Raw genomic sequence first — 23942 nt, forward strand, 5'->3', positions numbered from 1 at the left:
ATGGATATATTTGAAGCTGCAAAAGCAGGGGATGTTAACGCGTTAAAAGAGTGCGTTAAAAAGGGTATTGATGTCAATTCACGCGACCGTGATAAAATATCCCCAATAGTATGGGGTGCGTATCATAACCACACAGGCGCGGTTAAATTTCTTATTTCGGTTAAAGCTGACCTTAATTCCCGCGGACTTGACGGAATTACCGCCGTTATGCGCGCCGTTGAAAATAAGAACACTGAAATGATAAAAATGCTTATTGCCGCGCGCGCCGACCTTAACATTACGGATAAGTATAAAGGTACTGTCCTTACAAGGGCGGTTAATGAGATAAAAGATAAAACAATAGAAAACCTTTTAAAAAAATCCGGCGCAAAATAAACAATCATATAGAAAACGGTATATGTTAAAATCCGTCAGGGTTCATATCAAACTGAAACTGATATAAAATGAATAAAAAACTTGTATTGCGGCTTCTATAATAATTGCTATAATCCGGATTGTAATTTTGTATTATACCGGCAGGTTTGTTTAATGAACTATAAAAAATCAGGGAGAAATAGTATGTGCGGTGAAATAAAAGAAGAATGCGGATGCACATGTGAAGATGAAAGGGAAGAATTTAAGGAAATGATTGGTTATACCCTTTCGGGGTATGGGATAGGGCTGGCGCTTGGCGCTGTCCTGGATTATTTGGGCATGCCGTTAAACGCCGTGGGCAACTGGCTGGTGCGGACATTTTCCGGTGAAGGGGAAAGTATCTTTGAAGGAATATTCGCGATAAAGAAAAAAATTCAGGGCAAAGCAATGTCATTGGCGCAGGCATACGGATGGGGAAAATTTTTTGGAATGGCGCTTCCATGGATAATAGATTTTATAAGCAGGCTGATGGGTGTTGATATGCTTGGTGTGCAGGCTTTTTACATACCGTATTTTTACGCGCTGTCCGACCAGATGGGCGCAAGTGTTTCCGGATTTATGTATTTTTCCAAAAAAGAAGGTAATGTATCTAAAGGTTTCAAAGCGTATATAAAAAACCCGGTTATGCTTGCGGGTCTGTTTATACTTGCAATAGTGCCTGCCGGGCTTTTGGGTGTAAGGCTGCTTGGGTTTAAACCGGACACGCAGATATTTTCGGCAATAGAGACCATAGCGGCAAACCTGTGCTGGATACCGCCGCTTATAGGAATTCTGTTAATGAAAAAGGAACAGCCTGATGCCAAAAGCTGAAATGACAGATGATTTAAAAAGGGCTTTTCAGCTTGTAATATTTTTTGGGTTTGTCAGCCTCTTGGGCGACATTATATATGAAGGCGCCAGAAGCGTAAACGGGCCTTATCTTAAGACACTTTCCGCAAATGCCGCAATGGTGGGTTTAATAGCCGGGATAGGCGAATTTGTAGGCTACGCGTTAAGGCTGGCATCCGGATATTTTGCGGATAAAACAAAAGGGTATTGGGTATTTACTTTTCTGGGCTACGGCCTTTTAATAACGGTACCCATGCTTGCGCTAACCGGTGTGTGGCAGATGGCTGCCGTGTTTATGGTATTGGAAAGGCTGGGTAAGGCGGTGCGCGCGCCGGCAAAGGATACTATTTTATCAAGCGCGGCAAAAAGAATAGGCACCGGAAAAGGTTTTGCTATTCAGGAAGTGCTTGACCAGTTTGGCGCGCTTTTAGGGCCTCTTATATTCGCGGGATATTTTGCGGCAACAGGCGGCGGGGTTAAGACCGCAATTGATTACAGGCACGCGTACGGTATTTTTATTATTCCTTTTATACTGCTTATGATATTTGTTTGGATTGCCTATACAAAAGTGCCTGACCCGTCAAAATTGGAACCGCCAAAAAAAGACGGCGACCCGGAAACAATCACAAAGCTTTTCTGGATATATAATATTTTTTCTTTTATTACCGCTTTTGGTTTTATAAGTTATGCAATCATGGGTTTTCATTTTAAGGCAGCCGGGGTTATATCAGACGTTATGATACCTTTGTTTTACGCCGCTGCCATGTTAGCGGACGGCGCCGCGGCTTACGCTATGGGGCACTGGTATGATTATCTTAAAGAAAAATTAAACCATCACGGCGGCGGCCTTGTCACTTTGGCGGCAATGCCTGTATTAACGGCTTTAATTCCGTTTCTGGCATTTACAAATAAACCATGGCTTGCTTTTGCGTCCGCCATATTATGGGGTGTTGTAATGGGAGCGCATGAAACAATTATGAAAGCGGGCATAGCGGATATTACACCCATGAAAAAACGCGGCACCGGGTACGGTATTTTTAACTTCAATTACGGCATCGCGCTTTTTGCCGGCAGCTGGCTTGCGGGAATCCTGTATGAAATTTCACTTCCTGTTTTGTGCTGGGGAATAGCCGGCGTGCAGGTGCTGGCGCTTGGCGTGTTTTTCTATATGCAAAAAGAAATTATAGCTGACAAAACTTAAAAAAATCCTGTTGACAACCTGCGGATATTTTGTATAATGCTATTGAGATTCAATATCAAAATGGAGCAGAACATGGATAAAGATAAATCGTTCAGCAGTTTTCTGGAAAAGAAGTCCCTTAAGAAAACCCGGGGCAGGGACATAATTGTAAAAGCTGCCGCTTCTATTAAGGGTCACTTTGACGCGGAACAGCTGTTAGATGCGGTAAAAAAAATTGATGTTAAAACATCAAGGGCTTCTGTTTACCGTACCATCCCGCTTCTGGTAAAAGCTGAAATAGTGGAAGAAAGCATCCAGAAAGACGGGCGCAGGATATATGAATTTTCACAGGGAAACGGCCATCATGACCATATGATTTGCGTCAAATGCGGCGCCATACTGGAATTTCATGATAATGTGATTGAAAAGCATCAGGAACTTATAGCCAAAAAATATAATTTTAAGATGACCGGACACAGGCTGGAAATTAAAGGGCTGTGCAGCAGGTGTAAGAAGTAGTTTTTTTATCTGTTAAATGAGACTTAATCTCAAAGGAGCATGCTATGAAGATGTCTGAACTTAAAGCCGGGGATAAAGCTGTAATTATATCTGTGGATGCGAAAGGCGAAGTGGGACAAAGGCTTCTTGATATGGGGCTTGTAAAAGGGACTAAATTTAAAGCTGTAAGAAAGGCGCCTTTGGGCGACCCGTTAGAGATAAAGCTGCGAGGCTTTATTATGGCGCTGCGCGTTAAAGAAGCGGAACTTATAACCGTGGAGAAAACAGGTGAAAAAGGGGACGGTGTCCCTATGCGCTCCGGAAAGGAAAAACGCAATGCCTGATAAAAAAATAATAAAAGTGGCTTTTGCCGGAAACCCTAATTCCGGAAAGACCTCGCTTTTTAACGCTATAGCCGGAACCAACCTTAAGGTGGGCAACTGGTCCGGGGTTACGGTTGAAAAGTATGAAGCAGAGATGGAATATGGTGATTATATATTAAGTTTTGTTGACCTTCCCGGAACGTATTCGCTTACCGCGTATTCACCTGAAGAAACGGTGGCAAGGGATTTTATAGAATCCAAAGCTGCCGATGTAATTGTGAACGTGGCAGACGGCACAAACCTTTCACGCAGCCTGTATCTTTCCGTGCAGCTTCTGGAAATGGAACCAAAGATGATAATGGCGCTTAATATGTATGATGAAGTGGAAGAGAAAGGCATAAAAATTGAATTTAAAATGCTGCAGCAGCTTTTAGGTAGTCATGTAATACCTGTGTCTGCCGCTAAAAAAACAGGTATTGAATCGCTCTTAAGCCATATAGTAAGGCTGTACGAAGGAAAAATTACGCCGCCGGACGGAAAAATTACTTACAGCCAGGAAGTGGAAGAAGCGGTTTTAAAAATTCAGACAATAATAGAATCGGACCCGTTTATGTCATCTAAAGCGAAACCAAGGCTTGCGTCAATTAAACTTCTGGAAAATGACGCCAATATGTACAAACTGGCGCGTCATAGCCCGGCATGGATAAGGCTTGAATCCGCGCTTCCAGTTATCATGAACGGCCTTGAAGCAGCTGTTAAGACGTCAATTCAGAAAAAAATCGCGGAAGACAGGTACGCGTTTGTGCGCGGCGCGTTTAAAGAAACGGTTGTTGAAAAAGAAGAGGAAAAAAAGAGCGCGACAGATATTATTGATTCCCTGCTTATTAACAGAATCCTGGGGCTGCCTGTGTTTTTTGTAATAATGTGGCTTATTTTTCAGATGACATTTACTCTTGGCGAAGTGCCCATGAAGTGGATTGAAATTGTTTTTTCAAAATTAGGAGAAGCAGCCGGCGCCGGAATAAAAAACAATTTACTGCGCTCTGTCATCGTTGACGGCGTGCTGGCGGGTGTCGGCGGAGTGCTTGCATTTGTCCCCAACATACTGCTTTTGTTTTTAGGGCTGTCTTTTTTAGAGGCTACCGGTTACATGGCGCGCGCCGCTTTTGTGGTGGACAAAGCTTTTCATAAGATAGGGCTTCATGGTAAATCTTTTATTCCCATGGTAACCGGGTTTGGCTGCTCGGTGCCCGCGTTTATGGCGTGCCGCACGTTAAAAAACCGCGGCGACCGCCTGGCCACCATGATGGTAATTCCGTTTATGAGCTGCGGCGCAAAACTTCCGGTATACATTCTTTTAATAGGGGCGTTTTTTCCGGAAAATGCCGCGGGAAATATTCTTTTCGGCGTATACCTGTTTGGAATACTTGTGGCTGTCGCGTCCGCCAAACTGTTTAAGTCAACCGTGTTTAAAGGGCAAAGCGAGCCTTTTGTAATGGAACTGCCTGTTTACAGGCTGCCGTCGCTGGAATCGGTCTTTGCGCAGATGTGGCTTAAGGCGTGGATGTATATAAAAAAAGCCGGTACCACAATACTTGCGGCTTCTTTAATAATATGGTTTGTTTCCAATTACCCTGTAAACCATAAACTGGCAGCGCAGTACGGCGAAAAAATTACAGCTGTTGAAATATCTGAAAATGTATCAGCAGATAAAAAGAAAGAAGAAATATTAAAACTTAAAAATGAACTTGCCGCGGGCGAACTTGAATATTCATTCGCCGGAAAATTCGGAAAATTTATAGAGCCCGTAATAAGGCCGCTGGGTTTTGACTGGCGTATAGGGGTGGCATTAACTGCCGGACTTGCGGCAAAAGAAATTGTGGTGTCCACAATGGGAACCATATATTCGCTTGGTGATTCCGCTGATGATTCATCGTCTTTAAAAGAAAGGCTGCGCAGCGACCCTTCTTACAGCCCTGCCGCGGCACTTTCGCTTGTTATTTTTGTGCTTTTATATATTCCGTGCCTTGCCGCGACAGCAGTGTTTCATAAGGAAATAGGGCAGCTTAAAGTAACCCTGTTTTATATAGGTTATTCTATGTCTGTAGCATGGATTTTATCTTTTGTGGTTTACCGCGCCGCACTTTTGGTGATGTAATATGGAAACAAACATACTTTTTGCCCTTTCAATGTCAGTAATAGCCGGAATGTCAACCGCCATCGGCGCTGCCATTGCTTTTATTTCCGGAAGCAGGGGCGGAAAATCTTTGTCTTTCGGGCTGGGGCTGTCCGCGGGCGTTATGGTATATGTTTCTTTTATGGAAATGCTTCCGCATTCTGCGCGGGTATCCGGGCCGTGGATATCTTTAGCCGCGTTTTTTGGGGGGATGGCGCTTACCGCAATAATAGACAGGATAATACCCCAAGCGCAGAACCCGCACGAAGTAAGGTCAGACGCAAGTGTAAAAGAACTTAAAATAAGCGGAAAGCATTCAAAACATAAACTTATGCGTACCGGGCTTTTTACAGCGGCGGCAATTACCGTACACAATTTTCCGGAAGGATTTGCAACTTTTGCGGCTGCCGCAAGCGATGTACAGCTGGGCATTACAATTGCAGCTGCTGTGGCTATTCATAATATACCCGAAGGCATTTCTGTGTCTGTTCCCATTTACGCGGCCACAGGTGATAAAAAAAAGGCATTTCTATACGCTTCGTTATCAGGCCTGGCAGAGCCGGCAGGCGCGATTATCGGCTGGCTTATACTGGCGCCGTTTCTTACACCGCAGTTTCTGGGAATTATTTTGGGGGCTGTCGCGGGAATAATGATATATATTTCTTTTGATGAACTTTTACCCACGGCGCGTGAATACGGGGAAGGGCACACCGAAATAGCGGGTATTGCCGCGGGCATGGCAATAATGGCGGTAAGCCTTAATCTGCTTTAAGATATAAAGTACCTGCTTGATTATTGGGAAAATTGAGGGTATGCTTTTAGCAGGTAAAAAAGGGGATATTAAAATTAAAAAATTCGGAAATATTCTGTTTATAGCAACCGGCCATGTTTCTTTGGCTTTTGGTGTTGCGGGTATATTTCTGCCTGTCCTTCCAACCACTCCTTTTCTGCTTTTGTCGGCCGCCTGCTACGCTAAGGGTTCAAAAACATTTTATGACCGGCTTACGCGGCATAAAACTTTTGGACCGTATATAAACGGCTATCTTAACGGCAAAGGCATGGCAATAAAGGCAAAAATATGTTCTATAAGTTTTATGTGGATTTTTATGACTGTTTCAGCTTTATTTTTTGTGCCGGTTTTAGGCTTTAAAATCGCGTTGTTTATAATTGCGGCCGCAGTTACGGTTTACATTATTAGACAGCCGGTAAAAAAGGGGGAAATAAATGGGGAATGAAAAAAAGGATGAAAAAAAACTGACTACTGCAGCGGGCGCGCCTGTTGCTGACAATCAGAATGTAATGACGGCAGGCAAACGAGGGCCTCAGCTTCTTCAGGATGTATGGTTTCTGGAAAAGCTGGCGCACTTTGACAGGGAAGTGATACCGGAACGGCGTATGCACGCGAAGGGTTCCGGCGCTTTCGGCACATTCACGGTAACTAATGATATATCAAAGTACACAAAGGCAAAAATATTTTCCGAAGCAGGCAAGAAAACAGAAATGTTCGTGCGTTTTTCAATTGTTGCGGGTGAACGGGGCGCGGCAGACGCGGAGCGCGACATACGCGGTTTTGCGATGAAGTTTTATACGGAAGAAGGAAACTGGGACTTAGTTGGAAACAATACGCCGGTATTTTTCATGCGCGATCCGCTGAAATTTCCGGATCTTAACCACGCCATAAAGAGGGACCCGAGGACAAATTTAAGAAGCGCCCTTAATAACTGGGATTTCTGGACATCATTGCCTGAAGCCCTTCATCAGGTGACAATAACTATGAGCGACCGTGGAATTCCGCTAAGCTACAGGCACATGCACGGATTTGGCAGCCATACCTTCAGTATGATAAACGCAAAAAATGAAAGGGTATGGGTGAAATTTTCTATTAAAACACAGCAGGGAATAAAGAATATGACAGATCAGGAAGCCGAAGCCGCAATAGGAAAAGACCGTGAAACTCACCAGCGTGATTTGTATGACGCGATAGAAAAAAAGGATTTTCCAAAATGGACAATGTATATCCAGGTTATGACCGAAGAACAGGCTGTAAAGTCGCCATATCACCCGTTTGATTTGACAAAAGTATGGCCGCACGGCGATTACCCGCTTATTGAAGCCGGTGTTATAGAACTTAATAAAAATCCGGAAAATTACTTTGCCGATGTTGAACAGTCCGCGTTTAATCCCGCTAATATTGTGCCGGGTATTGGTTTTTCGCCCGATAAAATGCTTCAGGGCAGGCTGTTTTCTTACGGCGACGCTCAGCGTTACAGGCTTGGAGTAAACCATAATCAGATACCTGTCAACAAATCCAGGTGCCCGTTTCTTAATATGTTTCACCGCGACGGGCAGATGCGTGTTGACGGAAATTATGGCGGCACCCCCGGCTATGAACCAAACAGTTTTGGCCACTGGCAGGAGCAGAAAGAATTTAAAGAACCCGCGCTTGAGCTTTACGGCGCCGCGGACCACTGGGACCACAGGGAAGACACAGATTATTACAGCCAGACAAGGGCGCTTTTTAAACTTATGAACAGTGAACAGAAAAAAGCGCTTTTTGAAAATACAGCCCGTTCTGTCGGAGGCGCGCCAAAATTTATCCAGCTTCGCCATATTGGCAACTGCCTGAAAGCAGACCTTGAATACGGCAAAGGCGTTGCAAAAGCGCTGGGGATACAGGAAAGCGAACTTCCAAAAGTTTAACGCGCAGGGCGCGGCCGTACAGATAAAAAGCCTGTACAGCCGCGGGTATGGCGATAATGGCCGTAAGCCTTAATCTGTTTTAATTCCTTTATTTAAAAAATAATGTTGACAAAAGCGTCCGGCCTGCTATAATTAAATATACAGATATACGTATAATTGAATAATAGGAGGAAACGGAAAATGGAAAAGAAAGTGGAAATAAGCGAAAGCCTGTGCACGGGGTGCGGCGCGTGCGTATCTATGTGCCCGGCGCGGATACTTAAGATGGAAAAAGGAAAGGCAAAAGTCACGGACCATGAATCTTGCGATATGCTGGCAGGATGCATGTATGCGTGCCCCACAGGCGCAATTAAAGTTAACAGAAAAGCGAAAGTTGCAAGTTTTTTTGGATTCTAAATAATATCCTTAAAGGAGGATGCTATGGAAATCAACGTAAATTCAGGCAGTTTTAAGAAACAGGTAATAGAATCAAAAGAACCGGTGCTTGTGGACTTCTGGGCGGAATGGTGTATGCCGTGTAAAATGGTGGCGCCCGCGCTGTCCCAGATAGCAAAGGAATATAACGGAAAATTAACAGTGGCAAAAGTAAACGTGGATGATTCACCGGAGCTTGCCGGAATGTACGGTGTTTCAGGCATACCCACGATGGCAATTTTTAAAGACGGAAAGATAGTGGACCGTATAGTGGGCGCGCTGCCAAAGCAGCACATAATTCAGGCAATAAAACCGCACTTAGCGGCTTAAAAGGAGAATGATAATGGAAACTGTATTAAAGTTTGTAAGGGGCGGCGCCGGCGGAGCGCTTGTGGCCGCGGGATTTTATTCTGCCGCTCCCCGTTCGTATGTTCTTTGGATACTTGGGACAGTGCTGCTTTTATCGGTAACCGGGCTCTGTGGAATAGGTAATATCTGCGAAAGGAAGTAAAAGCGTGTATACTTGTTATAAGGGAAATTAAATTTACGGGAGGTGTTTAATGTTTAAACCAAATGAAGGAAAGACAGACAGGATTGTAAGGGTGGTGCTTGGCGTAGGGCTTGTGGCAGCAGGTTTTCTTATGACCGGTCCTGCTGCAATTGTATTGTGGGTGTTAGGGGCAATATCGCTTATAACCGGGGCAATTGGTTTCTGCGGCCTATACGCGCTGCTGGGAATAAATACCTGCCCAATAAATAAAAAATAAAATGGCACCGTCAAGGGAAGTACTGGCCAAGGCGGAGTTTATTGTTATAAACAGCGCTGAACCCGATTTAAGGGCGTTTTTGGGTGATTATTATATTATAAAAAATCCAAAAGACATTTTTAATTCAGGTTCAGCGCTGTATTATTCGGACGAACTGACAATAAACGAGGTTCAGGGAAATCCCTGTATGATGTTCTGGAGTAAAAAAATTGTCTCCTCCCAAATCAGGGATATAATAGGAAAAAGAACTTTAATAGAAGGCAGGGGCATCAGGGAAGACTATTTTATGCATTTTCTTTCTATGTGCGGCGCATGAAAATTATACAGAAGAAAAGGAGAATGCAATGAAAATTGGAATTGTAATCGCTTCAAATGACGCGGAGACTTGCTGGAACGCAATCAGGTATGGTAATTTCTGCCTTGGAAAAAAAGAAGAGGTAAAGATTTTTTTTATGGGCAAAGGCGTGGAGTATCAGAAAATAAGCACGGATAAATTTAACACGGTTGAACAGGCAGAAAAGTTTCTGGCATCCGGCGGAAAAATATTTGCCTGCGGTACCTGCATGAAATCGCGCGAGCAGGAAAGTTCTGATGCATGCCCGTTGTCCACAATGCAGGATATGTATGATATTGTAAAAGAAAGCGATAAAGTTGTCAGCTTTTAATATAAAAATACACAAGCATGTTGACACAAAGATAATTATTATGTATAATCCTTATTGAAAATCATTTTCAACAAGGATTATACAATGGCAGAAAACAGGTGCAAAAGGCAGGGCGCGCTTCACGGAAAGTTTAAAGGGTGCGGTTACAGGATGACAACGGCAAGGCAGGCTGTACTGGACGTGCTGTCTGAATCAAAAGAACACTTAAGTGCCGAAGAAATATTCACCTTGGCAAAAAAGAAAAACTCCGATATAGGGCTTACCACTATATACAGGACAACCGAACTGCTTTCAGCCCAGGGACTTATTCACAGGTTTGATTTTGGCGACAAAAGGGCGCGTTTTGAACTTGCGGATTCCTCCAAAGGGCACCACCATCACCTTGTCTGTACTTCATGCAATAAAATTATTGATTATGACGATTTTATTGATGAAGAAGTTAAGCTTCTTAAAGAAACAGAGGCAAAGCTGGGAAAAAAATACGCATTTAAGATAGAAGGCCACCTTATACAGTTTCACGGCAAATGCAAAAAGTGCGCTGAATAAAAAAGGAGAACTATATGAAAATCTGTGTTCCGTCCGAGGGTAATCAGGGTTTAAAATCAGAAGTGTACGGTCATTTTGGAAGCGCTCCATTCTTTATAACTTATGATACAGAAAGTAAAAAGACAGAGATAATAATAAATTCTAACGAGCATCATGAACATGGCTCCTGCAATCCGGTTGCCGCCATAGCAGGAAAAGGCGTGGATGCAGTTGTATGCGCGGGTATAGGGGCAGGCGCAATGCATAAACTTAATGCCGCGGGAATTAAAGTTTATTGCGGCGATTATAAGCTTGCAGAAGACTGCGTTAACGCGGTTATTAATAAAGAAGCTGTTGAAATGACGGCAGATAAAGCCTGCGGCGGGCACAGCTGCGGTCATTAATAAATAATAGTTATAAAATAATATAACAAGGAGTGACAATGAGCGTAATTGATGATATTAAGAACGGCGCAAAAGGAATCAAAAACATCGTGGCGGTTGCAAGCGGCAAGGGCGGTGTGGGTAAATCTACGGTTACGGCAAATCTGGCGATTGCACTTGCAAAACAGGGGTATAAGACAGCGGTGGTTGATGCTGATGTTTACGGGCCAACCATGCCTTCATTTTTTGGAATATATCAAAGGCCTGTAATGAAAGATAATAAATTAATACCTGTTGAAAAAAACGGGGTTAAGATAATGTCAATAGGATTTATGCTGGACGACTACTCTGCCGTTATCTGGCGCGGGCCAATGATTATGGGGGCGATTAAACAGTTTATAGCCGATACAGAGTGGGGAGATATTGACATAATGTTAATTGACCTTCCGCCCGGCACAGGCGACGCGCCTTTGACAATATGCCAGGCGCTGCCTTTAAAAGGCGGGCTTATTGTTTCCACCCCGCAGGCTACCGCTGCAAAAACGGCTGCCCGCGCCGCTGATTTGTTCAGGCAGATGGCAGTTCCAATACTTGGGGCTGTCCTTAATATGTCATATTTAATATGTGAATCGTGCGGGAAAAAAAATACGGTGTTCCCGGCAAGCGGCGCGGCGCTTCTTAAAAACGAAGCAGGGCTTGATATTATAGCCGAACTTCCTTTTTATGACGGTTTTATGGAAGAAACAGTTCCCGGTGAAATCAGCCATATTGAAAATAACAAAGCTGCGGCGCAGGCTTTTGATGAACTTGCAAAAAAAGTGGTAAAGGCGTGCGTATTATAATATGAAGATAAAGGTTATAGCTGAAGGTTCCACGCCCGCGCAGCGCGCAAGGGAAGAATGGGGGCTGTCGTTTTTAATAAACAATACAGTCCTGTTTGACGTTTTTGGGCATAAAGCCGTTTTTAGAAAAAACATAAAGAAACTTAAAGTGGCGGTAAAGGCGGTTGAAAATATAATCATATCGCACTGCCACTGGGATCACATAGCGGGGCTGGAACACGTGCTGTTTGCGGGCGGTAATCCCGTGGTATATCTGCCGGAAAAAGAATGGCGCCTTGAAGAGATACTAAAAAGGTATTCGGCAGCTTATACTATTGCAGGTAATAATAGCGTGTCAGAAGATGGTTTTATCCTTACCGGTGCAATAAAAGGAAAACTTGGAAAAGAAACGGTAATGGAACAGGCGGCTGTCTTTAAGGGCAAAAAAGGTTATGTCCTTGTAACGGGGTGTTCGCATCCGGGGATAGTTAAAATGGTAAAAGCGGCTGAAAAAAAGTCCGGTAAAAAAATATACGCGGTTGTGGGCGGGCTTCATCTTAAGGACAGTTCTGATGATGATATAATGAAAACGGTGCTGGAGCTTAAAAAAACAGGGGTAAAAAAAGTTATTGCAGGCCATTGCACAGGGGCAAGGGCTTGTGGTATTCTTAAAAAAGTATTTAAAACCGCTTTTACAAAGTTAAAAACAGGCGATAAATATTCGTTATAAAAAAGAGGTATAAAATGGGAGCAAAAGAAAAAGTAGTGGTCATAGGCGCCAGTCATAAGCCGGAAAGGTATTCATATAAGGCAATACAGGCGCTGTTAAACAGCGGGCATGAAGTAATACCAGTAAATCCGGGGTTAAAAGAGGTGCTGGGGCTTCAGGTGGTAAACAGCATTGCGGATATAAAAGGAAGCGTTGATACAGTAACTCTTTACGTGGGCTCTGAAAGGCTTGTTCAGATGGCGGATGAAATAATAGCTTTAAAACCAAAACGTATTATTGCAAATCCCGGCGCTGAATCGGAAGTTATGCGTAAAGCTGCTGAAAAAAACGGTATTGATTATGAAGAAGCGTGTACGCTTGTGCTTCTTTCGACGGGGCAGTTTTAAAAAGGTTAAAAAACATGAAAGGGGAAAACAAATGGCAAAAAAAACAGCAAAAAAGAAAGCAAAAAAAGCGGTAAAAAAATCAGCAGTAAAGCCCGTGGTTATACCCACGGATAAAAAATTTAAATACTTTGAATTTATAAAGGATATGGTTATAAAAGCGGCTGTAATAAGCGCGGCGGCTTTGTTAATTGCCCTTTTATATACCGGTATTAGGGCGCTGATACCGGCAAAAAAAGCCGCAGCAGAGCCGGTAATTGAAGCGCAGGCAGAAGCTGTAAAACCGGCCGAGACAAAAGCGCTGCCGGGCAAATTCAGATACCTTTTAAAAAAATCAACAAGCAAAGAAAAAATACCAAAGATACACATAGAAGAGGCAAAGGCGCTTATGGACAGCGGTAAAGCGGTGTTTGTGGACACAAGAAGCGCTTCAATGTATGACGACGCGCATATAAAAGGCGCAATTTTAATTCCCGCGGGTTCGCCTCCTGAAAAATATAAAGAACACGAACAGGCCTTAAAAGATAAAGTGATTGTAACTTATTGTCACGGTGTGGGATGCCACCTTGCGGATAAAGTGGCAAACTCGTTGTTTGATATGGGATACAAAAAGGTAGCGATATTTTTTAGCGGATGGAATGAATGGACGCAGGCGGGATATCCTGTTGAAAAATACGAACCGCCCGCGGAATTCAAACGCCTTTTTGAAGAGGCCGCGTCAATAAATGAAATACCAAAAATTACCCTTGCAGAAGCATATTTTCTTTATGAAAGGCAAAAAGCCAATTTTGTTGACGCTGGAAGAAAAGACCAGTATATAGACAGGCATATTAAAAGCGCGATTACAATTCCGGCTGACGGCATAAGTGAAGTGCTGCCGCGTTACTTGGGTTCTCTTATGCAGAAGCCCACGGTTATTTACTGCCACGGCAAAGGCGGCAACGCCCGTAACCTTGCGGCAAAACTTTATGAAGGCGGCAATAAAAAAGTGCTTCTGTTTATGGACGCGCTGCCGCAATGGGAAAAAGCGGGTTATCCTGTATTTAAAAATCCCGCGCTTAAAGGGGAAACAAAATGAATAAAATAAAAGAGATTTTTTCAAATAAATACCTGTTATATTTTTTAAAACTTGCGCTTGGTTTTATTTTTGTCGTGGCAAGCGTGGGAAAGATTATAGACCCTGCCGGTTTTGCCAATGACGTGTATTCGTACGTTATTCTGCCGTCGGTATTTGTTCCGTTTTTCGCCTCTGTGGCGCCATGGGTGGAATTTATCGCGGGTATTTTACTTATGCTGGATATAATGCCAAGAAGCAACGCGCTTATAATAAACGCAATGCTTGTTGCTTTTATAGCGGCAATTGCCATTGATATTTATAGGGGCATAGAAATATCCTGCGGGTGTTTTGACTTTCTTTTCCCGGAAGAGGAAATAGGAATTAACACCATTATAAGGGATATTATAATGCTTGCAGGCGGGGTTATTGTGATGTTCTTTGACCATAACGAGGTAAAGATGTACGGTATGTTAAAAAAATAAAAACTGGTAAAGTAATATAATTTTAAACGCCCTGTCTGGGGCCAGATCCCGGACAGGGCGTTTGCTTTTTAATTTGTGGAAGACATATTTTGATCCGATTATGGTTGATGTTGATCCTGTCCGGGGCCAGATCCCGGACAGGGCGTTTAAGAAACTATAAAATTCTAAATATACCCCTTGAAACACCCCCCTTTTATATGTTATCTTATCAATACTTTATAAAAGCGGTATGATTTTTGCTTGCTGACCATAAAAGGAGCGGTTTATTATGGCTATTACCATTAAAGATGTAGAATACATAGCGCACCTTTCCAGGCTGGAAATAACCGAAGAGGAAAAGGTGCAGTTTGCGAAAGAACTCTCTGATATCTTAGAGCATGTAAACAGGCTGTCCAAAATTAACACAGATAACGTGGAACCCACTTACTTTGCGGTGGATACCAAGAATGTTTACAGGGAAGATGTAATAAAACCTTCCATTAACAGGGAAGATGTTTTTGCGGCGGCGCCTTCAATAGAAAACGGCGGGTTTAAAGTCCCGAAGATAATATAAGGAAAACGGAGAATTATGGAACTGCATTATGACACAATAGAGAACCTTCACAAGAGGTTGATAAAAAAAGAGATTAAACCTTCTGACATACTTGATTCTGTCTTTAAAAGGATTGAATCAGTTGACCCAAAGGTGCATGCATATCTTAAACTTACCAAAGAGCGCGCTTATGAAATGGCGAAAGCGGCCGAAGAGCGGATAATAAAGAATGATAACGTCACAGAGCTTACAGGCATACCGCTTGGCATAAAGGACAACATGGTTTTAAAAGGTATTGATACAACCTGCGCGGCAAAGATGCTTGAAGGTTATAAACCGCCGTACACGGCGACAGTGTTAACAAAACTTGAAAAAGCCGGCGCGGTTTTTACCGGTAAATTAAATATGGATGAATACGCGTTCGGCTCGTCCACTGAAAATTCCGCTTTTGGCCCGACCAGAAATCCGTGGGACTTGCAGCGTGTTCCCGGCGGATCCAGCGGCGGCTCTGCGGCTTCCGTGGCCGCGGGATTATGCATCGGCTCGCTTGGTTCTGACACAGGCGGTTCCATTAAACAGCCAGCGTCATTATGCGGCGTGACAGGAATTAAACCCACATACGGAAGGGTATCGCGCTACGGCCTTATTGCATTCGGCTCCTCGCTTGACCAGATAGGCCCCATAACAAGGACAGCAGCAGACAACGCTATTATATTAAAACACATAGCCGGACACGATGAAAATGACGCGACATCCGCAAATATTGATGTTCCGGATTATTCGGCTTTATTAAAGGACAGCGTAAAAGGAAAAGTATTCGGGCTGCCGAAAGAATATTTCATTGAAGGGCTTGACCCGGAAGTAAAACAGAAAGTAATGGACGCGGTTGCGGTTTTTGAAAAACTTGGCGCAAAGATAGAGCAGATATCGCTTCCAAATACCGAATATGCCATTGACGTATATTACGTGGTGGCGCCGGCGGAAGTTTCCAGTAATCTGGCGCGCTTTGACGGCGTGCGTTACGGGCTGCGCGACAAAGACGCGGAAAACATGATAGACATGTATAAGAAAAGCAGGCAGAAAGGTTTTGGGCGGGAGACAAAAAGAAGGATAATGCTGGGGACATACGTTCTTTCCTCCGGTTATTATGACGCTTATTATAAGAAAGCGCAGAAAGTAAGGACGCTTATAAAAAATGATTTTGACAGGGCTTTTGAAAAAGTGGACGCGATATTAACGCCCACTTCGCCGACCACCGCTTTTAAAATAGGCGAAAAAGCCGCAGACCCTTTAACCATGTACCTGTCCGATATATTTACCATTGCGCCCAATCTTGCCGGTCTTCCGGGAATGTCAGTGCCCGCGGGCAATGATTCAAAAAAGCTTCCGGTGGGGCTTCAGATACTGGGCAAGTGGTTTAAAGAACAGGATATTTTTGACATCGCGCATACATTCCAAAAAAACACGGACTGGCACACAAAGATGCCGTCCATAGACTAAGGAGGAAATATTATGAAATGCAACAAATGCGGAAACAACGGCGGGTTTTATGTGAACGTCACAGATTACAAACCACTTGAAATGTGGGAATTCAGCGAAGGAAGCATGACACGCTACTGCCAGAAGGATGCCGGGGATAATGAAATGGATGTTGTTTGCGCCACCTGCGGCGGTGATGATGTTGATTTTGAAGGTTTTGACAAAGAAAATTACACAGACAGGCCGCTTGTAATTCTGTCCGACGATGAATGGGACGGTAAAGTGGCGGAAAATAAAACAGAAGAAAAAAGTACAGAGGAGTAATTTTAATACATGAGCATGGCTGAAAAATACGAAGTCGTAATAGGGCTTGAAGTGCATGTGGAACTTTCCACTGCCACCAAGATCTTCTGCGGCTGCAAAAATAAGTTTGGCGGAGAGCCGAATACAAACATCTGCCCTGTATGCCTTGGGCTGCCGGGTTCGCTTCCTGTTGTAAACAGGGAAGTGGTGCGCCGCGCGGTTAAGACAGGGCTTGCGCTTGGCTGCAAGATAGCCGCGTATACAAAGTTTGACAGAAAAAATTATTATTATCCCGACCTGCCTAAAGCATATCAGATTTCACAGTTTGACATGCCTATTGCAGAACACGGGCGCATAACCATTGTGGACAAAGAAGGCAAACGAAAAGAAATAGGCATAACCAGGGCACATATGGAAGAAGACGCGGGGAAGCTTCTGCACCTGACAAAAACCGGACAGATAGCCGATGCGGAAGAATCACTTGTGGATTATAACAGGGGCGGCGTTCCGCTTATAGAAATAGTAAGCGAGCCCGACATGCGTTCTTCCGAAGAGGCGTATAATTATTTAATCACCTTAAAATCAATTTTAAAATACATTGATGTATCCGACTGTAACATGGAAGAGGGAAGCCTGCGCTGCGACGCCAACGTGTCAATAAGGCCGTGGGGCCGGAAGGAATTCGGCACCAAAGTTGAAATTAAAAACATGAACTCTTTTAATAACGTGCGCAAGGCGATAGATTATGAAATAGAACGCCAGGTGAAAATGACAGAAGCGGGCGAAGTAATAACGCAGGAAACAAGGTTATGGGACGGCGGAAAAGCGAAGACTTTTTCCATGCGCAGCAAGGAAGGGTCGCACGATTACAGGTACTTCCCGGAACCCGACCTTCCGCCTTTTGTACTGGAACAGTCATTTATGGATGAAGTTAAAAAGGAAATACCAGAACTGCCGGTGCAGAAAATGGACCGCTTTACGGAAAAATACAGCCTGCCTCTTTACGACGCGGGAGTGCTGACACAGTCAATAGAAACGGCGGACTTTTTTGAAGAAGCCGCGTCAAAATGCAGCGAACCAAAACTTGTAAGCAACTGGATGATGACCGAACTGCTGGGAAGAATGAATGAAGCGGGGATAGAGTCCATATCAAAAACTAATATCACCACTGACAGCCTTACAAAGATGATAGCCCTTATACAGAAAGGCACAATAAGCGGCAAGATAGCAAAGACCGTTTTTGACGTAATGTTTAAAGAAGGCGGGGATCCGGAAAAAATAGTGGCGGAAAAAGGGCTTGTGCAGATTTCAGACACAGGCGCCATTGAAGCTGCCGTGGATAAAATACTTGCAGATAACCCAAAAGCTGTGGAAGACATTAAGGGCGGAAAACCGCAGGGCATGGGCTTTCTTGTCGGGCAGATAATGAAAGAGACAAAAGGCAAGGCCAACCCGCAGATGGTAAACGAAATTTTAAAAAAGAAACTGGGATAAATATTAATTTTTTTATTTTTGTAGGGACAGCTGCTTGAATGCGGGCATTGCCTCGGCATTCACGCTGTCCGTGTAGTTGAAATTAGAAGTGAAAAGAACAAAGGCCGGACAGCGCGGGAGCGCTGTCCATACCAGTGCAAATACAGAAAGACTTTGAAATAATTTTAATAACACAAATGCCTGTCGCAAAAGGCAAAATAAAAAAGCGTTTTTCAGAGCTGACATTTTTTCGCGGCAGGTAAAGCATTTAGCTTAAGCCTGCTTTTTTGTTTATTGACATTACAACTTACAAGTTGTATACTTACCTTACATAGAGGGGGTGAGCGGTGTGTATTTAATATCGTTTTATAAAAAGAACGGTAAGTGCCCTGTAGTGGATTATGTCCTTGAAAAAGAACCAAAACACGCGGGTAAAATTAAGTATTATTTTGAAATGCTTGAACAAAAAGGTCCGTCTTTAAGGGAACCTTTTGTAAAAAAACTAACCGCATCCGGAATTTACGAATTACGGCCAAGTTTTGCAAGGTTTGAATTCAGACTGTTATATTTCTGGAGAGGAAAGGAAGCTGTCTTTGTACATGCTGCGGATAAAAAATCGGACAAGCTCAGAAAATCCGACATTGAAACGGCTGAAAACAGGATGAAAGAAATAAAAGGAGGATTGTGATGAAAAAGAAAAAAGCATCAGTGGATTCAAAAATATATAAAACAATGTTTGATAAGGTGAAAAAAGACCCGGAATATATAAGCTCATATAACACCGAAAAAACTCTGCATGAATTTGCTTTTGCGCTGCATGAAGAACGCGAAAGGCTTCATATGTCACAGAAGGACATAGCCAAAAAAATTGGAATGAAACAGCAGGTGGTATCACGTCTGGAAAACGGAGTTAAAGACGCAAAACTTAGCACCCTTATAAAAATAGCTTCTGTTTTTAATAAAGAGCTGGTAATAGGCCTAAAACAGGCAAAAGGCAGGTAATAATGGAAGAAAACAGAAAAAAGAATAATGTAACCCCCCCTGTAAGACCGGGGCAGAAAGTGGAACTGGAAATAACAGATTTGGCTTACGGCGGGAACGGCGTGGCAAAGTACGAGAATTTTACGATATTTGTCCCGCTGGGGCTGCCGGGTTCTAAAATTACCGCTTCCATAACCGAAGTGAAAAAGAATTATGCCATGGCTAACATGAATAAAATACTTGTGGAATCACCGCACTTTGTAAAACCCGTATGCCCGCTTTTTTCCGTATGCGGCGGATGCCAGTGGCTTCATATTGATTATGCCGGCCAGATGAAATACAAAAAGAAATTTATTGAATACGCGCTTAAAACCCATTCCGGTGTGGATAACCCAAATTTAAATGAAGTGATTGGTTATACAGAACCGCTGTATTACCGTGACCGCGCGCAGTATAAGCCGGGGGTTGATAAAGGCGTTCCTGTGCTGGGTTTCTACAGGGCAAATTCCCACGATGTGGTAAAAGTAAACGAATGTTTTATTGTAAATAAAAAGATAAACGAGATTGCCTCAATCATTTCCGCTATTCTTGAAAAGGAAAAGAAAAAAGTCACCGTCTATGATGAAAAAACAAACGACGGCTATCTGCGCCACGTGGCAATAAGGGTAAATTCCAAAGGCGAATCGCTTGTGGCTTTTGTGGTAACAGAGAGCATAGCAAGGGATTATATAGATGAAGCCGCGAAAGAACTTAGTGAAAAAGTGGAAGGTATTCATGGTATCGTTTTAAATATGAATAAAAATAAAGGCAACAGGGTTTTTGGCGACAGCGAAAAAATTATTTGGGGAGATAATTTTATTAAGGAACAGATAAACGGAATAGAGTTCATGCTGGAAGCGGATACATTCTTCCAGATAAATACGGGCATGCTTTCGCACATGTTAAGTTTTGTTGAAAGCCACGTTAAACAGGGAGCCAGGGTTTTAGATCTGTACGGCGGCACAGGCGCATTATCCCTGCCGCTATACAAGAAAGCGTCCGAAATAACAGTGGTGGAAATTAATCCGCACAGCATTGAACTCTTTAAAAAGGTACTTGCCAATAATAATATAACAAATGCGTTTGCGGTCGCGGGAGACGCGGAAACAGAGGCGTCCGCCATCATTAAAGAAAAACAGCCCGATGTCATAATTCTTGACCCGCCAAGAAAGGGAGTTCACGCGGATGTGTTAAAGAGCGTGATTGAAAACAATATACCGGAAATTATCTATATCTCCTGCAATCCCATGACATTTGCCAGGGACGTAAAAGAATTAAAGGAACATTATGAACTTGTGGAGACAATACCGGTTGACCTTTTTCCGCAGACGTACCATGTGGAGACGATGGGATATTTTAGGATAATAAAGCGTTAAGATGGTTAGATGCTTGGAAGGTTGGATGCTTAGACGGTTGGTTTCAGCCGAACATCTGTGCATCCGTGCATCTGTCCCTCGGATTTTTTATTTATGGGATATGGGATAACAGTTTATGGGATAGAATTCTGATTTTTAAGGAGTTCGATTTGAAAGTATACATACACACCTTCGGGTGCCAGATGAATGAGTACGACTCCGAAAGAATGGCAGGAGTGCTGGAGCTTGCAGGCCATGAAATGGTGGCAAGCGAGGCTGAAGCTGACGCTATTATTATAAACACATGCACCGTGCGCAATCTTGCCGAAGAAAAAGCGTATTCATACGCGGGACGGTTTGTTACGGATAAAAAGGTCATCATAACCGGATGCCTTGCGGAGATAAAAAAAGAAGAACTTATAAAAAAATTTCCCACGCTGCACGCGGTATTAGGGACATATAATTTTGCCAATATAGGAAAAATAATTACCGCCAGAAAAGGCAAAGTGCTTTCCGGCACCGCCGAAGAAGGCTACAGCACAGATGTTAAAAGGCCGGGCGGGGTGTCGGGTTATCTTGCAATAATGCAGGGGTGTGACAACTTTTGTTCTTACTGTATCGTCCCATATGCAAGAGGAAGGGAAAGAAGCAGAAGCGTTAAAAGTATTATCGCGGAACTTAAAAAGATGGCTTCTGACGGTTTTTCAGAAGCGATACTTTTGGGGCAGAACGTGAATTCGTATAAAGACCCTGAAACAGGCATTAATTTTTCCGGTCTGCTTAAAGAAGCGGCAAAAACAGAGGGCATTGAAAGGATAAGGTTTATGACCCCGCATCCAAAGGATATAAGCAGGGAGCTTGCGGAAACCGTGGCGTCTGTTGACAAAGTATGCAGCCATATTCACCTTCCGGTACAGGCGGGTTCCGATAAAATTTTAAAGGCGATGAACAGAAAGTATACAAGGGCAGAGTACCTTGAAAAACTTGGCATGATACGTGAAATAATTCCGGGCGTGTGCGTAACAACGGACGTTATGGTGGGTTTTCCCGGGGAAACAGAGGCGGATTTTCAGGATACTGTAACACTGCTTGAAAAAGCACGGTTTGATTCGGCATATATGTTCAAATATTCGCCCAGGGCAGGTACCGCCTCTTATAAAATGAATGATGACGTAAGTAAAGAAGAAAAAGCCCGCAGAATTAATTATGTGCTTGAATTACAGAAATATATAAGCGAAAATATAAATAGCGCTGAAATAGGCAAAGAAATGACGGCGCTGGGGATTACCACGGCAGACAGGTATGAAGGCGAAATAGAGGCCACCCTTGAAAGCGGAAAAAAGGTATTCTGCCCGGGAGACAGAAACCTTATAGGCAAAGTATTTAAGGTGAAGCTTACGGGATTAAAGGGAATGTCATTTTCAGGAGAAACGGTAAAATGAAAAAATTTGTTTTAACGGCAGTAATAGCGCTTGCGGTATCTTCGTGCACGTTCGCGAAACCGTCTGAAGATGACGTCTTTTTAAAAGCGATGACCCTTTATAATTCCAAAGAATATAAAAATGCCTCCGCGGCGTTTGACAGTTTCCTTAAAGAATTTCCTTCCAGCAGGTATAAACCGTCCGCGCTAATGAAAATAGCGGAAGCGGAAGAAAATGTGGATAAAAAGAAAGACATTTATGAAAGAATCATAAAAGAATACCCTAAGACGGAATATGAAGCAGAAGCCGTTTATTCGCTTGGCAGAATGTATTACGCCATGGCAGAGGATAAAAAAGCCGAAGAGTATCTTGGCGCGGTTATGGGAAGGTTTCCCAATACAGTCTGGATAGAGCCGGCTTACTATTATATGATTCTTTCCCTTGACGGGCAGGGGCGCCAGGAAGAGGCAAAAAAACTTTACGCGGATTATAACGGCGGCAAAGGGTATTATATGTATAAGAACAGGATAGAGCTGGCGTACGCCAACATCCTGTTTAAACAGGCAAAATTCGGCGAGGCGGTATTTTCATATCAGAACGTAATAGACAAAACAGAGGACACTGAAAAATATATTTACCTGCCTGATGTTTACCGGAAACTTGCGGAATCTTACAGAAAATCCGGAAACGTGGAAAAAGCAAAAGACGCAGAATCCGCTATGTTAAAAAGGTTTCCTTCTGCTGACCTGCCCGAAGAATCCGTAAAGACGGGAGCCGTGACAGCGGTTAATACTGTCACCGGCACAACTCCGGCTGAAGTTCAACCAACAGCGGTTATTGAATATTTCACGGTACAGGTGGGGGCTTTTTCGCTTGAAAAAAACGCGGAGCGTGAAAAAGAAAGCCTGGCAAAAAAAGGGGTTAAAGCAGAAATTGTTAAAGACGGAAATTTCTTTAAGCTAAAAACCGGAAAATTCAGGACCAAAGCGGAAGCTGAAAGCTTTGCGCTTGGAAAGGGTTTAAAGAATTACCTTGCAAGGAAAGATTTTTAAATAAAAGGTAAAAAGGGAGGGACAGTGATGGCTGAACAGAAAAAAACAAATCTTGAAATGGTGCAAAAGACATCAATCCTGGGAACTGACAAAGAGGGAAACACAACTTATAAATTAAGTTTTTATATTGATGACACCCCGATAAAATCAAAAACTGCCGGAATAGAAGTGTATGCCATTGAAGTTATTAATAAAGAAGGTACACTTGTGCGATATGAATTGTACGGGGATATCCCTGACGGCAGGGTTGTGGAATACTACGAGACAGGCGAAATAATGATGGAAAAAAATTATTTCAACGGCCAAAAGACCGGGCTGTATAAGCTTTATTACCCTTCGGGCAATGTGTGGAAAGAAGGCAAGTTTGCGGGGGATAATATAATAAGGTTAAAGACGTTTGCGGAAAACGGCAGGCTTATATCAGAAAAAGTGTATTCTGAAATTGTGTCCATAAGAACCGGCGAGACTGAAGTGTTTTACAAACTTGGCCGCGAAATCGCCCGCTGGGTGCACGGATCTGACGGCATGATAAAAAAGTACGGCGAGACAATAGACGGGGTTGTAAAGTATTATCACGACAAACGGTTAAAAGAAGAGCACATGTACGACGAAGGCGTGCTGACCAGCATCAAGAAATACACAAAAGAAGGCAAAGTGTTATCGGAACAGAAATTCGGTGAAACGGATTATTATAAGAATACAAAATAAACCCGGCAGCTCGGCAGCTAAGCAGCTAAGCAGCTGGGCAAAAGGGTTTGGTATTGGTAGGCGCGCCTTTTAATACCGAGCCTATAATAAAATTGCTCGGTATTATGTGCGGCAGTAGATTTGGATTTGCTCTTACTTCCCATCCGCCTAGCTGCCCAGCCGCGGTTCTACCGGGCTTGGGTATATTTTTTCAGTACGCGCCGCAAATTGGTATTCTTGCATCCAAACAAACTTGAAATTACCGGTATGTTAA

At 43.3% G+C, this 23942-nt stretch carries 32 protein-coding genes; 31 read left to right on the forward strand and 1 reads right to left on the reverse strand.

All coding sequences use genetic code 11. The annotated features are described in order from the left end of the window. The 21 genes from CVV21_11860 (at position 1) to CVV21_11960 (ending at position 14346) form a co-directional block, all read left to right on the forward strand. Entirely contained in the window at positions 1–375 is a 375-nt protein-coding gene (locus CVV21_11860; GenBank protein PKL90629.1) for a hypothetical protein, read from the forward strand. 183 nt (positions 376–558) lie between these two features. After that, complete coding sequence (locus CVV21_11865; protein PKL90630.1) at positions 559–1224, forward strand: hypothetical protein; 666 nt, start codon at positions 559–561, stop codon at positions 1222–1224. After that, the gene (locus CVV21_11870; GenBank protein ID PKL90631.1) at positions 1211–2443 is read left to right on the forward strand and encodes an MFS transporter; all 1233 of its coding nucleotides are present in this window, start codon (positions 1211–1213) and stop codon (positions 2441–2443) included. The genes CVV21_11865 and CVV21_11870 overlap by 14 nt, the downstream gene beginning before the upstream one ends. Positions 2444–2479: 36 nt before the next feature. Next, complete coding sequence (locus CVV21_11875; protein PKL90632.1) at positions 2480–2941, forward strand: transcriptional repressor; 462 nt, start codon at positions 2480–2482, stop codon at positions 2939–2941. A 44-nt stretch (positions 2942–2985) separates the two neighbouring features. Continuing rightward, on the forward strand, positions 2986–3264 hold the full coding sequence (locus CVV21_11880) for a ferrous iron transport protein A (GenBank protein ID PKL90633.1): 279 nt from the start codon (positions 2986–2988) through the stop codon (positions 3262–3264). Then, complete coding sequence (gene feoB, locus CVV21_11885; protein PKL90634.1) at positions 3257–5401, forward strand: ferrous iron transport protein B; 2145 nt, start codon at positions 3257–3259, stop codon at positions 5399–5401. The genes CVV21_11880 and feoB overlap by 8 nt, the downstream gene beginning before the upstream one ends. Before the next feature lies 1 nt (position 5402). Then, positions 5403–6191: a zinc transporter ZupT gene (locus CVV21_11890; protein PKL90635.1), complete on the forward strand. Its 789-nt coding sequence runs from the start codon at positions 5403–5405 to the stop codon at positions 6189–6191. 40 nt (positions 6192–6231) lie between these two features. Next, entirely contained in the window at positions 6232–6654 is a 423-nt protein-coding gene (locus CVV21_11895; protein ID PKL90636.1) for a DUF454 domain-containing protein, read from the forward strand. Beyond that, a complete protein-coding gene (locus CVV21_11900; protein PKL90637.1) occupies positions 6644–8119 on the forward strand; it encodes a catalase in 1476 nt (491 codons plus the stop codon). The genes CVV21_11895 and CVV21_11900 overlap by 11 nt, the downstream gene beginning before the upstream one ends. A 180-nt stretch (positions 8120–8299) precedes the next feature. Continuing rightward, positions 8300–8515, forward strand: coding sequence for a hypothetical protein (locus CVV21_11905; protein PKL90638.1), 216 nt, complete (start codon positions 8300–8302; stop codon positions 8513–8515). 24 nt (positions 8516–8539) lie between these two features. Next, the gene (trxA, locus tag CVV21_11910; protein ID PKL90639.1) at positions 8540–8863 is read left to right on the forward strand and encodes a thioredoxin; all 324 of its coding nucleotides are present in this window, start codon (positions 8540–8542) and stop codon (positions 8861–8863) included. Positions 8864–9093: 230 nt separating this feature from the next. Next, a complete protein-coding gene (locus tag CVV21_11915; GenBank protein PKL90640.1) occupies positions 9094–9300 on the forward strand; it encodes a DUF2892 domain-containing protein in 207 nt (68 codons plus the stop codon). Position 9301: 1 nt separating this feature from the next. Continuing rightward, a complete protein-coding gene (locus tag CVV21_11920; GenBank protein ID PKL90641.1) occupies positions 9302–9616 on the forward strand; it encodes a hypothetical protein in 315 nt (104 codons plus the stop codon). A gap of 28 nt (positions 9617–9644) precedes the next feature. Then, positions 9645–9965: a sulfur reduction protein DsrE gene (locus tag CVV21_11925; protein PKL90642.1), complete on the forward strand. Its 321-nt coding sequence runs from the start codon at positions 9645–9647 to the stop codon at positions 9963–9965. Positions 9966–10049: 84 nt separating this feature from the next. Then, complete coding sequence (locus tag CVV21_11930; protein ID PKL90643.1) at positions 10050–10511, forward strand: ferric uptake regulation protein; 462 nt, start codon at positions 10050–10052, stop codon at positions 10509–10511. A gap of 14 nt (positions 10512–10525) precedes the next feature. Further along, positions 10526–10894 (forward strand): diguanylate cyclase, encoded by a 369-nt coding sequence (locus tag CVV21_11935; GenBank protein PKL90644.1) that lies wholly within the window; start codon positions 10526–10528, stop codon positions 10892–10894. A 38-nt stretch (positions 10895–10932) separates the two neighbouring features. Then, positions 10933–11715, forward strand: coding sequence for a chromosome partitioning protein (locus CVV21_11940; protein PKL90645.1), 783 nt, complete (start codon positions 10933–10935; stop codon positions 11713–11715). Between the two features lies 1 nt (position 11716). After that, positions 11717–12424 carry a hypothetical protein gene (locus CVV21_11945; GenBank protein ID PKL90646.1) on the forward strand — a complete coding sequence of 236 codons (708 nt, stop codon included), beginning with the start codon at positions 11717–11719 and terminating at the stop codon, positions 12422–12424. A gap of 14 nt (positions 12425–12438) precedes the next feature. After that, positions 12439–12810, forward strand: coding sequence for a CoA-binding protein (locus CVV21_11950; protein PKL90647.1), 372 nt, complete (start codon positions 12439–12441; stop codon positions 12808–12810). Then, on the forward strand, positions 12764–13885 hold the full coding sequence (locus CVV21_11955) for a hypothetical protein (GenBank protein PKL90648.1): 1122 nt from the start codon (positions 12764–12766) through the stop codon (positions 13883–13885). The genes CVV21_11950 and CVV21_11955 overlap by 47 nt, the downstream gene beginning before the upstream one ends. After that, positions 13882–14346 carry a DoxX family protein gene (locus tag CVV21_11960; protein ID PKL90649.1) on the forward strand — a complete coding sequence of 155 codons (465 nt, stop codon included), beginning with the start codon at positions 13882–13884 and terminating at the stop codon, positions 14344–14346. The genes CVV21_11955 and CVV21_11960 overlap by 4 nt, the downstream gene beginning before the upstream one ends. On the opposite strand, the gene CVV21_11965 is transcribed toward CVV21_11960, so the two are convergent. Then, positions 14335–14532 (reverse strand): hypothetical protein, encoded by a 198-nt coding sequence (locus CVV21_11965; GenBank protein ID PKL90650.1) that lies wholly within the window; start codon positions 14530–14532, stop codon positions 14335–14337. The two genes, CVV21_11960 and CVV21_11965, sit on opposite strands and share 12 nt — an antisense overlap. A gap of 79 nt (positions 14533–14611) precedes the next feature. On the opposite strand from CVV21_11965, the gene gatC reads away from it, so the two are divergent. The 10 genes from gatC (at position 14612) to CVV21_12015 (ending at position 23689) form a co-directional block, all read left to right on the forward strand. Next, a complete protein-coding gene (gatC, locus tag CVV21_11970) occupies positions 14612–14899 on the forward strand; it encodes an Asp-tRNA(Asn)/Glu-tRNA(Gln) amidotransferase GatCAB subunit C (protein ID PKL90651.1) in 288 nt (95 codons plus the stop codon). A 15-nt stretch (positions 14900–14914) separates the two neighbouring features. After that, complete coding sequence (gatA, locus tag CVV21_11975) at positions 14915–16378, forward strand: Asp-tRNA(Asn)/Glu-tRNA(Gln) amidotransferase GatCAB subunit A (protein PKL90652.1); 1464 nt, start codon at positions 14915–14917, stop codon at positions 16376–16378. Between the two features lie 12 nt (positions 16379–16390). Beyond that, positions 16391–16681, forward strand: a complete 291-nt coding sequence (locus CVV21_11980) for a hypothetical protein (protein ID PKL90653.1) — start codon at positions 16391–16393, stop codon at positions 16679–16681. A gap of 15 nt (positions 16682–16696) precedes the next feature. Beyond that, positions 16697–18154, forward strand: coding sequence for an Asp-tRNA(Asn)/Glu-tRNA(Gln) amidotransferase GatCAB subunit B (locus tag CVV21_11985; protein ID PKL90660.1), 1458 nt, complete (start codon positions 16697–16699; stop codon positions 18152–18154). A 328-nt stretch (positions 18155–18482) separates the two neighbouring features. Next, a complete protein-coding gene (locus CVV21_11990; protein ID PKL90654.1) occupies positions 18483–18821 on the forward strand; it encodes a hypothetical protein in 339 nt (112 codons plus the stop codon). Continuing rightward, a complete protein-coding gene (locus CVV21_11995) occupies positions 18821–19135 on the forward strand; it encodes a hypothetical protein (GenBank protein PKL90655.1) in 315 nt (104 codons plus the stop codon). Before CVV21_11990 ends, CVV21_11995 begins: the two co-directional genes overlap by 1 nt. Positions 19136–19137: 2 nt before the next feature. After that, a complete protein-coding gene (locus tag CVV21_12000; GenBank protein PKL90656.1) occupies positions 19138–20529 on the forward strand; it encodes a 23S rRNA (uracil(1939)-C(5))-methyltransferase RlmD in 1392 nt (463 codons plus the stop codon). Between the two features lie 182 nt (positions 20530–20711). Beyond that, positions 20712–21950 carry a tRNA (N6-isopentenyl adenosine(37)-C2)-methylthiotransferase MiaB gene (gene miaB / locus CVV21_12005; GenBank protein PKL90657.1) on the forward strand — a complete coding sequence of 413 codons (1239 nt, stop codon included), beginning with the start codon at positions 20712–20714 and terminating at the stop codon, positions 21948–21950. After that, complete coding sequence (locus tag CVV21_12010) at positions 21947–22981, forward strand: hypothetical protein (protein ID PKL90658.1); 1035 nt, start codon at positions 21947–21949, stop codon at positions 22979–22981. Before miaB ends, CVV21_12010 begins: the two co-directional genes overlap by 4 nt. Before the next feature lie 27 nt (positions 22982–23008). Continuing rightward, on the forward strand, positions 23009–23689 hold the full coding sequence (locus tag CVV21_12015; GenBank protein ID PKL90659.1) for a hypothetical protein: 681 nt from the start codon (positions 23009–23011) through the stop codon (positions 23687–23689). Positions 23690–23942: the final 253 nt, after the last annotated feature.

It is taken from the genome of Candidatus Goldiibacteriota bacterium HGW-Goldbacteria-1 (assembly GCA_002839855.1).
Lineage (GTDB): Bacteria > Oederibacteriota > PGYV01 > PGYV01 > PGYV01 > PGYV01.